Source organism: Streptomyces sp. NBC_01515 (assembly GCF_045040345.1).
Classification (GTDB): Bacteria; Actinomycetota; Actinomycetes; order Streptomycetales; family Streptomycetaceae; genus Streptomyces.
The window spans coordinates 203,880-217,692 of sequence record NZ_CP109416.1 but is presented as its reverse complement, the minus strand read 5'-3'; the positions used below and the strand labels follow the sequence as shown (position 1 = coordinate 217,692).

11 protein-coding genes are annotated in these 13,813 nt (G+C 70.3%); 1 reads left to right on the top strand and 10 read right to left on the bottom strand.

Features of this window, described 5'->3' with window-relative positions; all coding sequences use genetic code 11:
• Nucleotides 1-154: 154 nt before the first annotated feature.
• Nucleotides 155-3,073 (bottom strand): glycoside hydrolase family 48 protein, encoded by a 2,919-nt coding sequence (locus OG407_RS00930; RefSeq protein WP_405854022.1) that lies wholly within the window; start codon nucleotides 3,071-3,073, stop codon nucleotides 155-157.
• A 793-nt stretch (nucleotides 3,074-3,866) separates the two neighbouring features.
• Here OG407_RS00930 and OG407_RS00925 point away from each other — a divergent pair.
• Nucleotides 3,867-5,618 (top strand): glycoside hydrolase family 6 protein, encoded by a 1,752-nt coding sequence (locus tag OG407_RS00925; RefSeq protein ID WP_405854020.1) that lies wholly within the window; start codon nucleotides 3,867-3,869, stop codon nucleotides 5,616-5,618.
• A 182-nt stretch (nucleotides 5,619-5,800) separates the two neighbouring features.
• Here OG407_RS00925 and OG407_RS00920 read toward each other — a convergent pair whose 3' ends face one another.
• Genes OG407_RS00920 through OG407_RS00880 form a run of 9 tightly spaced genes read right to left on the bottom strand, consistent with a single transcriptional unit; the run spans nucleotide 5,801 to nucleotide 13,762 of the window.
• Nucleotides 5,801-6,523 carry a FadR/GntR family transcriptional regulator gene (locus OG407_RS00920; RefSeq protein WP_405854018.1) on the bottom strand — a complete coding sequence of 241 codons (723 nt, stop codon included), beginning with the start codon at nucleotides 6,521-6,523 and terminating at the stop codon, nucleotides 5,801-5,803.
• The gene (locus tag OG407_RS00915) at nucleotides 6,514-7,542 is read right to left on the bottom strand and encodes an aldo/keto reductase (RefSeq protein ID WP_405854017.1); all 1,029 of its coding nucleotides are present in this window, start codon (nucleotides 7,540-7,542) and stop codon (nucleotides 6,514-6,516) included. Before OG407_RS00915 ends, OG407_RS00920 begins: the two co-directional genes overlap by 10 nt.
• 53 nt (nucleotides 7,543-7,595) lie before the next feature.
• Nucleotides 7,596-8,660 (bottom strand): sugar kinase, encoded by a 1,065-nt coding sequence (locus OG407_RS00910; protein WP_405854015.1) that lies wholly within the window; start codon nucleotides 8,658-8,660, stop codon nucleotides 7,596-7,598.
• Nucleotides 8,657-9,292, bottom strand: a complete 636-nt coding sequence (locus tag OG407_RS00905) for a bifunctional 4-hydroxy-2-oxoglutarate aldolase/2-dehydro-3-deoxy-phosphogluconate aldolase (RefSeq protein ID WP_405854013.1) — start codon at nucleotides 9,290-9,292, stop codon at nucleotides 8,657-8,659. Before OG407_RS00905 ends, OG407_RS00910 begins: the two co-directional genes overlap by 4 nt.
• Complete coding sequence (locus OG407_RS00900) at nucleotides 9,289-10,050, bottom strand: SDR family NAD(P)-dependent oxidoreductase (RefSeq protein ID WP_405854011.1); 762 nt, start codon at nucleotides 10,048-10,050, stop codon at nucleotides 9,289-9,291. Before OG407_RS00900 ends, OG407_RS00905 begins: the two co-directional genes overlap by 4 nt.
• A complete protein-coding gene (locus OG407_RS00895) occupies nucleotides 10,047-11,093 on the bottom strand; it encodes an alcohol dehydrogenase catalytic domain-containing protein (RefSeq protein WP_329353088.1) in 1,047 nt (348 codons plus the stop codon). Before OG407_RS00895 ends, OG407_RS00900 begins: the two co-directional genes overlap by 4 nt.
• Complete coding sequence (locus OG407_RS00890; protein ID WP_329353089.1) at nucleotides 11,090-11,527, bottom strand: RbsD/FucU family protein; 438 nt, start codon at nucleotides 11,525-11,527, stop codon at nucleotides 11,090-11,092. Before OG407_RS00890 ends, OG407_RS00895 begins: the two co-directional genes overlap by 4 nt.
• The gene (locus OG407_RS00885; RefSeq protein ID WP_405854008.1) at nucleotides 11,518-12,435 is read right to left on the bottom strand and encodes an amidohydrolase family protein; all 918 of its coding nucleotides are present in this window, start codon (nucleotides 12,433-12,435) and stop codon (nucleotides 11,518-11,520) included. The genes OG407_RS00890 and OG407_RS00885 overlap by 10 nt, the downstream gene beginning before the upstream one ends.
• The gene (locus tag OG407_RS00880; protein WP_405854006.1) at nucleotides 12,428-13,762 is read right to left on the bottom strand and encodes an L-fuconate dehydratase; all 1,335 of its coding nucleotides are present in this window, start codon (nucleotides 13,760-13,762) and stop codon (nucleotides 12,428-12,430) included. The genes OG407_RS00885 and OG407_RS00880 overlap by 8 nt, the downstream gene beginning before the upstream one ends.
• Nucleotides 13,763-13,813: the final 51 nt, after the last annotated feature.

Below are 13,813 nucleotides of genomic sequence, written 5' to 3'. Positions count from 1 at the left end.
TGATCTGCGTTCGCACAGGGGAATGTCGGGCGTTCGACGGGTGGCCCGAACTGGTCTTGGGATGGCCGGGCGGCCCCCCAGGGGGTGGGGAACCGCCCGGCCGGTGACCCCGTCGTCTGGTGACGGGGTCCGTACGCGGAGTGCCGGCGGGGGGCTACTCAAGCAGCTCCGCGTACGAGCCCATGGCCAGGGCGATGTCCGCCTGGGCCCAGAACCGGTGGTAGGTGAAGACGGGTGCGGCGCCGCCCTTGAGATAGGCCTCGACCTTCGACCAGGCCGGGTCGTTCTTGTAGAAGGCCCGGAGCGAGGCGAACGTCGAGGATGAGTTGATCGCTTCGCCGCCTGGCATCTTGCCGGTCCAGCCGCTCGGTACGTAGACCGGGTCGTTGAACCTGCTGTAGTCGGTGCGGGTCTCCGGAACGGCGATACCGAGGCTGTCCTGGTAGTTGCCCCATATCCCGTCGAGCAGTGCCTTGGCCGTCGACTTCGCCTTCGCGTCACCGGACTTGGAGCCGTAGTACGTCAGGGTCTTGGCGTACGCGGCCGCCACGCCGACGTCGTTGGTGTAGTCGGCGACGGTGACGTGAAGTCCGCTGTTGGCGCCGGGACTTGACGCGTTCCAGGTGTCGGGCTGGCCCGACCACTGGAGGGTGGAGGGAATCTGGTAGGTGCCGTCCGGGTTGACGGTCGTCTTCGACAGCGCCCACTTGACCCACTTGTCGAGGACCGTCTTGGCCTGCGGGTCCCCGGTCTGCTGGTAGTACTCGGCGACCCGTTCCATCGACCACGCCTGGAATCCGAACCACTGGTTGGACGGCGGGTCGTGATAGACGGGCTGCTGGTCGTAGTACATGCCGTAGAAGGTCGACGTCCCGGCCGGCGGGGTCGCGTAGCGTCCTGCCCAGCTGTTGGTCGATCCGCCGGCTATCGCGCCTTCGTCCGACTGGAGCCAGCGGTAGAACTCCAGTTGCCGCTGGAGCGACTTGCCCCAGTCGGTGGCCCCCGTCGCCGACTTGGGCTTCAGATCGGCGTCGGCGCTGAGCGCGTACGCGGCGAGCGGGTTCTGGTAGCCGCTGTGGGCGTAGCTGGATCCGATCCGCCAGGCCCAGCCTCCGGTGGTGTCGGCGGAGCCGCCCCAGGCGTAGTACCAGGACAGCAGGTAGTCCGAGGCGTCCTTGCCGGTGCCTGCCGGGCAGGTGGACGGTCCGACGCAGTTGCCGATTTTCTTGAAGTACTTGTCGTACATGGCGTAGCGCAGGTAGTCGCCCATCTTCGCTGCCTTGCCGACGGTCGTGGAGACGTCGGAGCCCTTGCCCTGCTCCTTGGCCCACACGTCGGCCCAGTACGCGGCCTGCACGGCCCGCGCGTCGGCGTCCGGCGCGTCGGTGTACTTCCACTGCTTGGCGTACGAGGAGTCGCCGGTGAAGAGGTCCAAGTACCCGTTCGTACCGCCGTACTTGAAGGCGTCGCAGGTCGGCTGCGGCACCGTCTCCCACACGGACTCCTGCGGTCCGCGCTGGAAGGTGTTGATGTACGACGGCCCGCTCGCGGTCGGCCCCGCCTCGCACCCGCCGCCCGGCGTGTCGCCGTAGCCGTAGGTGTTGTCGACGTCCTGGAGCCAGTGCATGCCGTAGACGTCGTCCGTGGAGTAGGTCGACTTCAGCTCGCCCGCGAGCGGGTCCGAGCCGACCGGCACCGAGGTGTCGAGCTTCGCCGGATACTCGTTCGGGGTGTCCAGTTCGGGCGCGTACGTCGCCGGTTTCGAGGCGTTGTAGAAGGAGCTGGTCGGCTGGTCGGCGTGGGTCGGGATCATGTACTTCTCCATGAGAGCCCAGGCACCGTTGAACTTCGACCAGTCGCCCGTCACCTTGCCGTACATCGCCTGCAGCCACAGCAGATAGCTGTACGCCTCCGACGTCGTCTCGTGCCCCTGGTCCGGCGCCTCGACGATCAGGGTCTCCACCGAGTGGTAGGGGATGCCCTGGGGCGAGAAGTAGCCGTTCGCCGGGTTGGTGATCTTGCCGTAGAGGTCCAGGAACCGGGCGTCGTACGTCTTGGACGTCGCGATCTGGGTGACTGTCACCGACGCGGTGCCGTATCCGGTCGCGGTCGACTCGAAGGTCGCCGCCCCCGTACCGGAGGAGTCCGCGGTGACGGTCACTTTCTGCCCGGTGTTCCAGTTCGACGGCGTGAAGACGAGTGAGACCCCGCCGGTCACCGACAGGCCCGTGTTGCCGCCGGTCCGGGCGGTCGTCACGGTCACGTTCGCCGACGGCTGGGTCGAGAGCTTCACGTCGTAGGTCGCCGTCTTGCCCTGCTGGACGGCGATTTGGGAGGCCGAGGCCACGACCGCGGGACCCGCGGCGACCGTGATGCCGACCGGGGTGGACTCCCCGGACGCGCCCAGGCTGTCATACGCCTTGGCCGTCAGCGAGTGGCTTCCCACGGTCAAGCCGGAGGCGGCGTACGTGTAGGGCGCGCTGGTGTCGGTACCCAGCAGGGTGGTGTCGTCGTAGAACTCCACCTTGCCGATCGTCGCGCCGTTTGCGGCCGCCGCCGTCGCCGCGAGCGGCACGGCGTCCCCGCGCGAGTAGACGGCGCCGGCGGCTGGACTGGTCAGCACGGTGATCGGGGGCTGGTGGGCGCCGGTGCAACTGGTGCCGTTGACCGTGAAGTTCGTCGGAGCGGCGTTGGTTCCGCTGTAGCTGAACTGCGCTCCCGCGGACACGGCGCCGCCCGGGGCGATGGTCCCGTTGTACGAGGCGTTCTTGACGGTGACGGTCTGACCGGCCTGCGACCAGGTGCCGTTCCACCCGTTCGCGAGCTGCTGGTTGCCCGTGTAGCCGTAGGCCAGGGTCCAGCCGTCGATCGCGGCGGTGCCGCGGTTGGTGACGGTGAGGTCGGCGGTGAAGCCGGAACCCCAGTCGTTGGTCTTGTAGTCGACGCTGCACTGCACGGTCGCCGCGTTCGCGGTGGTCGTGCCGGTGGCGAGCATGGACAGGGGCAGGGCGAACGCGGCGGCGACGGCGGTCCAAAACCGCCGCACGGCTCTTCGTTTGCGTCCGGGATCCATGTGCTGTTCCTCCTCGCGTCACGTGACTCACGGAGAGATGCCAAGGCCTGAATCCAGTGGGAGCGCTCCCATCGTGGAGACGAAGGCGGCTGCGGTCAAGACGCTGAGAGGTTCAAAGTTCGAACTGAGCCGATGGATCGAAAAGTTTCGCAAGGACCCTATGAAACCTCGGCAGTTGACGCTAACTTCCTCCCCACCAGTGGGAGCGGTTCCATCAGTGACGCGTCCGTAGCGGCGCGCCAGGCTGTAAGGACTCGCTCATGCGACACCCCCCGCATTCAGTACTTTTAGTCAGCGACGCCCTCTCGCGCACTGTGCCGCAAGGTGTGCTCAGGCCGGGCAAACACGGCCGCGTACGCCGGGCACACGCATTCCGAGGCAGCGCAGTCGACCGATCCACAAGCGCCCGGCCGCGCTTCGCGAGCGCCGCACATTCTCCGCACCCTGCCGGTCACCGAGCCCGGGAACGAAACCTCGAACCGCGTCGACGCTGCCGGTGTCCTGGCGGCCCGCCACGAGACCCAGGGCATGAAGTCCCTCGAACCGTAGGGAACTTCAGTCGGCGGTCGGCCCCTTCGCGCACGACTGGGCGCCCCTGCGCCTGACCAGGCGTCCCCTCCCGGTACGACGGAGGCCTCGAAGCGCCGGCAGGACGGCGGTGCATTCGAGGCGATGCCGGACGTGCCGGCTCACCGATCACTGGAACGCCACGCGTGCCCCGGGCAGGGGTTCGCGCGACCGTTCGCGCGGTCTTCATCCACAAGTCCACCACGAGAGAAGGAAGCACCCGCACATGAGTCACACCAGGACATCGCTGCTCGTCGCCGTGGCGCTGGTCGCCGGGACGACGGGGTCGGCGTTCCTTGTCGGCCAGGCCGGCGCCGCCACCTCGTCCGTCCCCTGCATCGTCGACTACCAGGTGCAGAGCCAGTGGGACACCGGCTTCACCGCTGCCGTGACCATCACCAACAACGCGGCCGCCAAGTCGAGTTGGTCGGTGAAGTGGTCGTATGCCGGCAACCAGAAGGTCACGAACGCCTGGAACACGAAGCTCAGCCAGAGCGGTGCCGACGTCACCGCCGCCAGTGAGAGCTACAACGGCCCTCTGGCGAGCGGAGGTTCGGTCAGCTTCGGGTTCAACGGCTCCTACAGCGGCACCAACAGCGTGCCCGCCACGTTCACGCTCGACGGCGTCGCCTGCAACGTCGACAACGGCGGCGGTACGGGCGGCGGCACCGGTGGAAGTACGGGTGGCGGTACGGGTGGAGGCGGTGGAGGCGGCGACACCGGCAGTCACGTCGACAACCCCTACACCGGCGCCAAGGTGTACGTGAACCCCGAGTGGTCCGCCAAGGCGGCCGCCGAACCGGGCGGCAGCCGCATCGCCGACCAGCCCACCGCCGTCTGGCTCGACCGCATCGCCGCCATCAACGGTGTAAGTGGTGGTATGGGCCTGCGCGCCCACCTCGACGAGGCCCTGAAGCAGAAGGGCTCCGGCGACCTCGTCGTCCAGCTCGTCATCTACGACCTGCCCGGCCGCGACTGCGCCGCCCTCGCCTCCAACGGCGAGCTCGGACCCAACGACCTCGACAAGTACAAGTCCCAGTACATCGACCCCATCGCGTCGATCCTGTCCGACCCCAAGTACGCGGGCCTGCGGGTCGCCACCGTCATCGAGCCCGACTCGCTGCCCAACCTGGTCACCAACGCCGGCGGCACTCCCACCACCACGGACGCCTGCGTGACCATGAAGTCCAACGGCAACTACGAGAAGGGCGTCGGCTACGCCCTGGACAAGCTGGGTGCCATCCCCAACGTCTACAACTACATCGACGCCGCCCACCACGGCTGGCTCGGCTGGGACAGCAACCTCGATCCCGCGGTGCAGGAGTTCCACAAGGTCGCGACGTCGAACGGCGCGAGCGTGAACGACGTGGCCGGCTTCATCGTCAACACCGCGAACTACAGCCCCACCAAGGAGCCGTACCTCAAGGTCACCGACACGGTGAACGGACAGACCGTACGCCAGTCGAAGTGGGTGGACTGGAACCAGTACGTGGACGAGCAGTCCTTCGCCCAGGCGCTGCGCGACAAGCTCGTCGCGTCCGGATTCAACTCCGGACTCGGCATGCTGATCGACACCTCACGCAACGGCTGGGGCGGCTCCGCCCGGCCCACCGGACCCGGAGCGCAGACCACCGTGGACGGCTACGTCGACAGCAGCCGCGTCGACCGGCGGATCCACGCCGGCAACTGGTGCAACCAGAGCGGGGCAGGCATCGGGGAACGGCCGACCGCGGCTCCGGCCGCCGGTATCGACGCCTACGTGTGGGTCAAGCCGCCGGGAGAGTCCGACGGCAACAGTGCCGCCGTCCCCAACGACGAGGGCAAGGGATTCGACCGGATGTGCGACCCGACCTACGGCGGCAACGCTCGCAACGGCAACAACCCCACGGGCGCGCTGGCGAACTCGCCGCTGGCCGGACACTGGTTCTCGGCCCAGTTCCAGCAGCTGATCCAGAACGCGTACCCGCCGCTGCCGTGATGTGCTGACGCGGTGTGTGACCGCCGGGATCTGTTCCTCGGCAGGGCCGACGAACAGATCCCGGCGGATCGCGTGCTTCTAACCGAACCCTGCGGCGTTCCTGTGGACGGGCCGGGGCACGGCAGTACGGTCGCCCCGCCGCGCAGGCGGCTTCACGCGGGGCGTGCGTGTGACGCCGTTCGTCACTTCTGTGCCGGCGACGGGAAGGGGAGTGGCCGGCTTGAGCGGAGGTGCTCCTTCAGAGCCTGTTCGGTGTTGCTCACGTGCAGTAGCGCGGCGGCCTGGCTGAGGGCGCAGTCGCGGGTGGCGAGGGCCGCGTAGATCGCCTCGTGCTCGGCGAGAGTGCGGCCCGCGGCCTGGTCGTCGACCAGACCGCGCCAGATCCGCGCGCGCAGCGTGCGACCGGAGACGCTCTCCAGGAGGGTGAGCAGGGTCTCGTTGCCGGTCGCGGCGACTACGGCGCGGTGGAAGGCGGCGTCGTGCGAGTTGAGTAGTTCGACGTTGTCGCGGGCTTCGCGCATGGCGTCCAGGTGGCTTTTGACTTCGGCCAGCTGATCGTCGGAGATCCGGGTGGCGGCCAGCGCGGTGGCGACGGGTTCGAGGAGCCGACGCACCTCCATGAGATCCTGCAGGGCGGCCGAGTCGCCCTGCAGGAGCTCCACCGCGCCGCCGAGCCCCTCCAGGAGCAGGCTGGGCTGCAGGCTGGTGACGTAGGTACCGTCGCCCCGGCGGACCTCCAGGACCCGCGCCACGGCCAGTGCCTTGACCGCCTCACGTGCGAGGTTGCGGGACAGACCGAGTTGGGCCGCCAGGTCGGCTTCGGGGGGGAGTTTCGATCCCGGAGGCAGCGCACCCGTGCGGACGAGCTCACGGATCCGATCGATGGCCTTGTCCGTCAGAGACACGTCGAACTCCTCGCCCCGGCGCCCGCGCCGGGCACGTCCGGCCTGATCAGTCCTTGGGCACGGAGATCCTCCCAGAGGCCGTCGGGAATGTGCTGCTGGTGGAGTTCCACGTTCCGCCTGACCTGGTCCGGAGTCCGCATGCCGAGGGTGACGTTGATGATAGTGGGATGAGTGTGCGGGAAGGCGATCGCGGCCTTGGGCAGGCTCGTCCCGTGTGCCGCGCAGACGTCGGCGATCGCCCGGGCGCGGGCGACCAGAGGCGGCGGGGCATCCTGATAGTCGTACTTCATGCCCTCGGCGGGCCGGTCGCGGGAGAGCAGCCCCGAGTTGAACACACCGACGGCCACCACGCTCTTGCCGAGTTCCTCGGCGGCGGGCAGGACGTCGTCCAGCGCCGACTGGTCGAGGAGCGTGTAGCGCCCGGCGAGCATCACCACGTCGGCGGCGGTCTCGCGCAGGAAGCGGGCGAGCATGGCCGACTGGTTCATGCCGGCGCCGATCGCACCGATCACTCCTTGGTCGCGCAGTTCCGCCAGGGCGGGCATGGCTTCGTCGGCGGCCTGCTCCCAGTGGTCGTCCGGGTCGTGCAGGTAGACGACGTCCAGGCGGTCGAGGCCCGTCCTGTCCAACGTGGCTTCGATGGAGCGCAGCACCCCCTCCCGGCTGAAGTCCCACTGGCGGCGCAGATCGTCCCGTACGACGAAGCCCTCGCTGTCGACGCCCCGCGGATGTTCGTTGGGGACCAGGAGGCGGCCCACCTTGGAGGAGACGACGTACTCGGCACGGGGCCGCTGCCGCAGGGCGGTGCCCAGGCGCAGCTCGGACAGGCCCAGGCCGTAGTGCGGGGCCGTGTCGAAGTAGCGGATGCCGGCTTCCCAGGCGGCTTCGACCGCAGCGGTCGCGTCCTCGACCGGGGTGACCCGGTACAGGTTGCCCAGGACGGAGGCCCCGAAGCCGAGGCCGGTGAGCTCGACAGCGGTGTTCGTTATTTTCCGGCGTCCGGCGGTCCGATGTCTCAACGGTGCTCCTGGCGACTTGGGGGTACGGGTGGCGCGGGCCGCTCGGCGGCAGGTCAGCGTCTGACGGCGGCCGAGCTGTCGGCCATGAGGGCTTCGACCTCGGCGAGTGAGGCCATGGAGACGTCCCCGGGGGTGGTCATCGTGAGCGCGCCGTGCGCGGTGCCGTAGGCGAGGGCCCGCTTGAGGCCGGCGGTCGTCAACCGGCCCGGCCGCTCGTCCCCGGCCAGCAGGCCGTGGATGAGGCCGGCGGCGAAACCGTCGCCGGAGCCGATGCGGTCCAGGACGTGCAGGCCTGGCATCCGGGGGCCGGTGACGAAGCCGGTCTGGGGTGACCAGGCGGCCGACGCCCAGTCGTTGACCCCGGCTGAGGGCACTTCGCGCAGGGTCGTCGCCAGCAGCCTCGCCTCGGGCAGCAGGCCCGCCACCTCGGTGAGGGCGTCCGTCACTTCGTCGGCCCCGATGTGTGCCTGTCCCGGACATGTTCCGGCCAGGCCCAGGGCGCCCACCACGACGTCGGCCTGCCGGGCGAGCCGCAGGTCGACCTCGCGGGCGGCGTCGGCGCCGCCCCGGCCGGCCCAGAGGCTGGGGCGGTAGTTGGGGTCGTAGGAGACGGTGACGCCGTGGCGGCGGGCCGTCGTCATGGCCTCCTCCGCGACGTCCAGGGTGGTGTCCGAAAGGGCGGCGAAGATGCCGCCGGTGTGGAGCCAGCGCACTCCGGCAGCGAAGACCGCATCCCAGTCCACGTCACCCTTCTTCAACTGGGACACGGCCGTGTGCGCGCGATCGCTGACGCCGAGTGCGCTGCGGATGCCGTAGCCGCGTTCGACGAAGTTCAGGCCGTTGCGGGCGGTGCGGCCGACGCCGTCGCCGGGCACCCAGCGGATCAGCGAGGTGTCGACTCCGCCCTGCAGGATCAGGTCCTCGACCAGTCGGCCCACCGCGTTGTCCGCCAGGGCGGTCACCACGGCCGCATGCCACCCGAAGCAGCGGCGCAGACCGCGTGCGACGTTGTACTCGCCGCCGCCCTCCCAGACCTGGAAGGTGCGGGCGGTGCGGATCCGTCCCTCGCCCGGGTCCAGGCGGAGCATCACCTCGCCGAGCGCCACCACGTCGATCACGGCGTGCTCCTCTCCGCGGCCTGGGCGGTCAGCCGGCGGATTCCCTCGTAGTCGCCCCGTTCCAGGTGCGCGGAGGTGACCATCCAGCTGCCGCCGACGGCGAGGACCGCGGGCTCGGCGAGGTAGCCGGCCAGCAGACCGGCGCCGATCCCGCCGGTCGGTACGAACCGCGCCCGGGGGAACGGCGCGGCGAGCGCCCGCAGCGTCGGCAGGCCGCCGAGGGGTTCTGCGGGGAAGAGCTTGACCGTGTCGATGCCGGCCCGCAACGCCCTCATCAGCTCGGTGGCGGTGGCGACACCCGGCACCACCGGAACACCTAGCTTCCGGCACATCGCGACGACTTCCTCGTCGAAGCCGGGACAGACCACGAAGCGGGCCCCGGCGGCCACGGCCCGTTCTGCCTGCTCGGGCGTGAGGACCGTGCCGGCGCCGACGGTGAGTCCGCCGTGCTTCGCCATCGCCCTGAGAACCCGCTCGGCCTGCGGGGTGCGGAAGGTGACCTCGGCGCAGCGGGCGCCTCCCGCGACGAGCGCCGCGGTCAGCGGGACGGCCGTGTCGGCATCCGGAACGGTCAGAACCGGCATGATGCGGGCGCCGGCCAGTACGGAGGCCAGGCCGTCGGTGTCGTTCATCGGCCGAGCCATCCGCCGTCGACGGGCAGGACGACGCCGTGGAGGTAGGCGGCGGCGTCGGAGGCGAGGAAGACGGTGGCGCCGGTGAGGTCGTCGGCGGTGCCCCAGCGTCCGGCCGGGATGCGGTTGAGGATCGCGCGGCTGCGGATCGGATCGACCTGCAGTGCGTGCGTGTTGTCGGTGGCGATGTAGCCGGGGGCGATGGCGTTGACGTTGACGCCGTGGGGGGCCCATTCATTGGCCAGTGCCTTGGTCAGTCCGGTGATGCCGTGTTTGGCGGCGGTGTAGCCGGGGACGTTGATGCCGCCCTGGAAGCTGAGCAGCGAGGCCGTGAAGATGACCTTCCCCCGGCCGCGGTCCACCATCGCCGTGCCCACCGCGCGGGTCAGCGCGAACTGTGCGTTGAGGTTGACCTGGAGGACCAGCTCCCAGTCCGCGTCGGTGTGTTCGGCCGCCGGGGCGCGGCGGATGGTGCCCGCGTTGTTGACCAGGATGTCCACCGGCCGCTCGCGTCCCGCGAGATCGGCGCCCAGGGCCCGTACGGCCGCGGGGTCGGCGAAGTCGGTGCGGATCGCCTCGAAGGCACGCCCCGCGGCACGCACGTCCTTCTCCACCGCGCTGCCGGATTCCTCCAGGTTGGCGCTGACGCCGATGATGTCCGCGCCGGCCTCGGCGAGGCCGCGGGCCATGGCCCGGCCGATGCCGCGCCGGGCACCGGTGACGACGGCGAGCCTCCCGGTGAGGTCGAAGGCGTTCATACGGCGGCTCCCTGGGCGTTGTCGGTGGTGCAGTCCACGAGGATCTTCATCACGTCGCCGCCTGCCTCCAGCGCCTGGAAAGCGGCGGGCGCCTCGGTGAGCGGTACGGTCTTGCTGATGAGCCGCTCGGCCGGAATCGTGCCGTCGGCGACGAGGGTCACCGCCTTCTCGAAGTCCGTGCGGTCGTACAACCGGGCGCCGACGAGGGTGAGTTCGCGCCAGAAGAAGCGGTGGAGGCTGATCTCGCGGGGCCGGGGGTGGATGGCCACCAGGCACAGCCGGCCGCGTACGCCCAGCACCTCGACCGCCGTGTCGACGCCGGCGGCGGCGCCGGACACCTCGAAGGCGACGTCCGCGCCCGCGTCCGCGGTCCACTCGCGGACCAGCTCGGCCACGTTGTCGACGGCCGGATCCCAGGCGGTCAGCCCCGACTCCTCGGCGAGCGCGCGCCGGTAGGCGCTCAGTTCGGCGATGCGTACGTCGGCTCCGGCGGCCCGGGCGACCAGCGCGATGAGGATGCCGACGGGTCCGCCGCCGACCACGACGACCTTCTCGCCCTCGGCGACCTCGGCGCGGCCGACGTCGTGCACGGCGACCGCCGTGGGCTCGACCAGCGCGGCCCGGTCCAGGGGAAGGGTGTCGGGCAGCCGGATGAGTGTCGAGGCGGGCACGGTCCAGCGCTGCTGCATCGCGCCGGGGGAGTCGATGCCGATGAAGTCGAGGTGCTGGCAGATGTGCTGGTGGCCTTTGAGACAGGCCGGGCAGGTGTCGTCCCAGCGCAGCGGCATCACGGTGACGGCGTCCCCGGGTGCCCAGCCGTCCACGCCGGGGCCGACGCGGACGATCCGGCCGGACATCTCGTGCCCCAGGACGGCGGGCGTGGACACCCGGGCGTCCATGTCGCCGTGGAAGATGTGCAGGTCGGTGCCGCAGATCCCGACATAGGCGGGCGCCAGCTCCACCTCGCCGGGACCAGGGGCGGAGGTTTCGGCTGGGGCGGTGTCCAGGGTGCGGGCGGATAGGTAACGGACGGCGAGTGTCATCGTGGGGTCAGGGTCCCTTCAGCGCGGACACCGATGGTCAGCAGCAGGTTGGCGTAGGTACGGGTGTCGGCGGTGACGATCGCCAGCGTCAGGTCGGGGGAGCGGGCGGCGTTGTAGAACTCGAAGCGGCCGAGTGTGTCGACCGGGACGGGCGCCAGCAGGGCGCGGTACTGCGCAATGGCGGGCGGTTCCGGTTCGCGCCCGGGTGGCACCATCACCTGGGCCGACTCGACCGGCAGAGCGCTCAGCAGGACGTCGAGCACGGTGGTGACGTCCAGCAGGCCGGGCGCCAGGTTGAGGTGGATGACGCGGGCGCGTTCCCCGGTCGCGGTGCTCGCTGGGTAGTGGCCGTCGGCGAGCAGCACCCGGGCGCCGTGGCCGGCGCCGGCCAGCGCTTCGAGGATCCCCGGGTGCAGCAGACGGGTCAGGAGCATGGTGTTCCCTCCTTCCTTCCAGAGGTTTGCGGTGCAGTGCGGTTCAGGCGGTAGAAGGCGGTCGCGGTGTCGGCGAGGATCGCCGAGGTCTCGGTGGCGGAGCAGCCGGCGAGCAGTTCCTCGACGGTGGCGGCCCACTGGTTCCAGCCGCCCGCGAGGACACAGACCGGCCAGTCGGAACCGAACATCAGCCGGTCGGGTCCGAAGGCGGACAGCAGCACGTCCCACACCGGGCGGATGTCCTTGGTCGTCCACTTCGGCCGGTCGGCCTCCGTGACCAGACCCGAGACCTTGCAGCGCACCTGAGGGTGCGCGGCCAGAGTCCGCAACTGCCTTTCCCAGTGGCCCAGTTCACCCCGGGCGATGGGCGGCTTGCCCGCGTGGTCGAGGACGATCGGCAGATCGGGGAAGCGTTCCGCCAGGTGGACCGCCTGGTCGAACTGTGGGCTGCGGATCAGGACGTCGTACGCCAGTCGGCGCTCGCCCACTGCCATCAACCCTCTTTCCACGGAAGGCCGTTGCAGCCACGCCGGGTCCGACTCGCTCTGCACGAGGTGGCGCAGGGCGCGGAGGTAGGGGCCACCGGGTCCGGCGAGCAGGTTGTCGAGCGTGTCCGCGACGGCCGGGGAGGTGAGGTCCACCCAGCCGACGACCGCGCCGATCAGCGGGTCGGCGTCGGCCAGGTCGAGCAGTTCCCGTGTCTCGGACACGGAGGCCACGCACTGGACGACCACCGTGCTCGCGGGCTTCCGTCCGGCGATCGGCCGGGTCGCCGCCGAGCGCAGATCGGCCGTGCCGAAGGTGCGGCGGATGGGCTCGTGGCCGGGCTCATCCAGCCAGGGCTGCGGTCTGCGGTCCAGGTCCCACACATGATGGTGGGCGTCCACCAGGTGCCGGCTGTCAGACACGGGCGGCCCAGACGGGGCCGTCGGGGTACGTGTACTCCTTGAGGGAGTCCTGGTGCATCTGCGCGCTCAGCCCGGGAAGGGCGGGGGCGAGGTAGTGGCCGTTGGTGATGCGCACGGGGTCGACGAAGTGTTCGTGCAGGTGGTCGACGTATTCGATGACGCGGTCCTCGAGGGTGCCGGAGACGGCGATGTAGTCGAACATCGACAGGTGCTGGACCATCTCGCACAGGCCGACCCCGCCGGCGTGCGGGCAGACCGGGACGCCGAACTTCGCGGCGAGCAGCAGGATGGCGATGTTCTCGTTGACGCCGCCGACCCGGGCGGAGTCGATCTGTACGATGTCCACCGCGCCGGCCTGGAGGAGCTGTTTGAAGACGACCCGGTTGGCGATGTGCTCGCCGGTGGCGACCTTGATGGGGCTCAGGGCCTTGCGGACGGCGGCGTGGCCGAGGATGTCGTCGGGGGAGGTGGGCTCCTCGATCCAGTACGGGTCGTAGGGGGCCAGTTCGCGCATCCAGTCGATCGCGGGCTGGACGTCCCATCTCTGGTTGGCGTCGACAGCGATGCGGATGCCGGGCCCGACCGCCTCACGGGCTGCGCGCATCCGCCGTACGTCGTCCTCCAGGGACGCGCCGACCTTCAGCTTGATCTGGGTGAAGCCGTCCGCGACGGCCTCGCGGGCCAGGCGGGCCAGCTTCTCGTCGGAGTAGCCGAGCCAGCCGGGGGTGGTGGTGTAGGCGGGGTAACCGCGCTCCAGCAACTGGGCGATGCGCTCCTCGCGGCCGGGTTCGGCACGCTGGAGGATCTCCAGGGCCTCTTCGGGGGTGAGGGCGTCGCTGAGCCAGCGGAAGTCGACCTGGGCGACCAGTTCCTCGGACGGCATCTCGCCGAGGAAGCGCCAGACGGGCTTGCTTGCGCGCTTGGCGGCGAGGTCCCAGGCGGCGTTGACGACCGCGCCGGTCGCCATGTGGATGGCGCCCTTCTCCGGGCCGAGCCAGCGCAGTTGGGGATCGTGGACCAGGGAGCGGGAGAACGCGCCGAGGTCGGCGCAGACCTCTTCGACCGAGAGGCCGACCACGTGCGGGGCGAGGGCTGCGATGGCCGCGGCCTGGACGTCGTTGCCGCGGCCGGTGGTGAAGGCCAGGGCGTGGCCCTCCAGGCCGTCGGGGGCGTCGGTGCGCAGGACGACGTAGGCGGCGGAGTAGTCGGGTTCGGGGTTCATCGCGTCCGAGCCGTCCAGGTGCTCGGACGTCGGGAAGCGCACGTCGAGGACGTCCAGGGCGATGATGCGGGCAGATGCCGGTACGGAGGACTCGGTGGAGGACATGGCAACTCCTAGGGGGCAGGGGCGTGGACCCTGCGACGAGAGGGGGCAACG

Excerpts from the sequence above, each read along its gene's own strand:
- OG407_RS00900 (WP_405854011.1), bottom strand. The coding sequence starts at position 10,050 with ATGAACGCCTTCGACCTCACCGGGAGGCTCGCCGTCGTCACCGGTGCC.
- OG407_RS00925 (WP_405854020.1), top strand. The coding sequence starts at position 3,867 with ATGAGTCACACCAGGACATCGCTGCTCGTCGCCGTGGCGCTGGTCGCC.
- OG407_RS00905 (WP_405854013.1), bottom strand. The coding sequence starts at position 9,292 with ATGAACGACACCGACGGCCTGGCCTCCGTACTGGCCGGCGCCCGCATC.
- OG407_RS00930 (WP_405854022.1), bottom strand. The coding sequence starts at position 3,073 with ATGGATCCCGGACGCAAACGAAGAGCCGTGCGGCGGTTTTGGACCGCC.
- OG407_RS00890 (WP_329353089.1), bottom strand. The coding sequence starts at position 11,527 with ATGCTCCTGACCCGTCTGCTGCACCCGGGGATCCTCGAAGCGCTGGCC.
- OG407_RS00880 (WP_405854006.1), bottom strand. The coding sequence starts at position 13,762 with ATGTCCTCCACCGAGTCCTCCGTACCGGCATCTGCCCGCATCATCGCC.
- OG407_RS00895 (WP_329353088.1), bottom strand. The coding sequence starts at position 11,093 with ATGACACTCGCCGTCCGTTACCTATCCGCCCGCACCCTGGACACCGCC.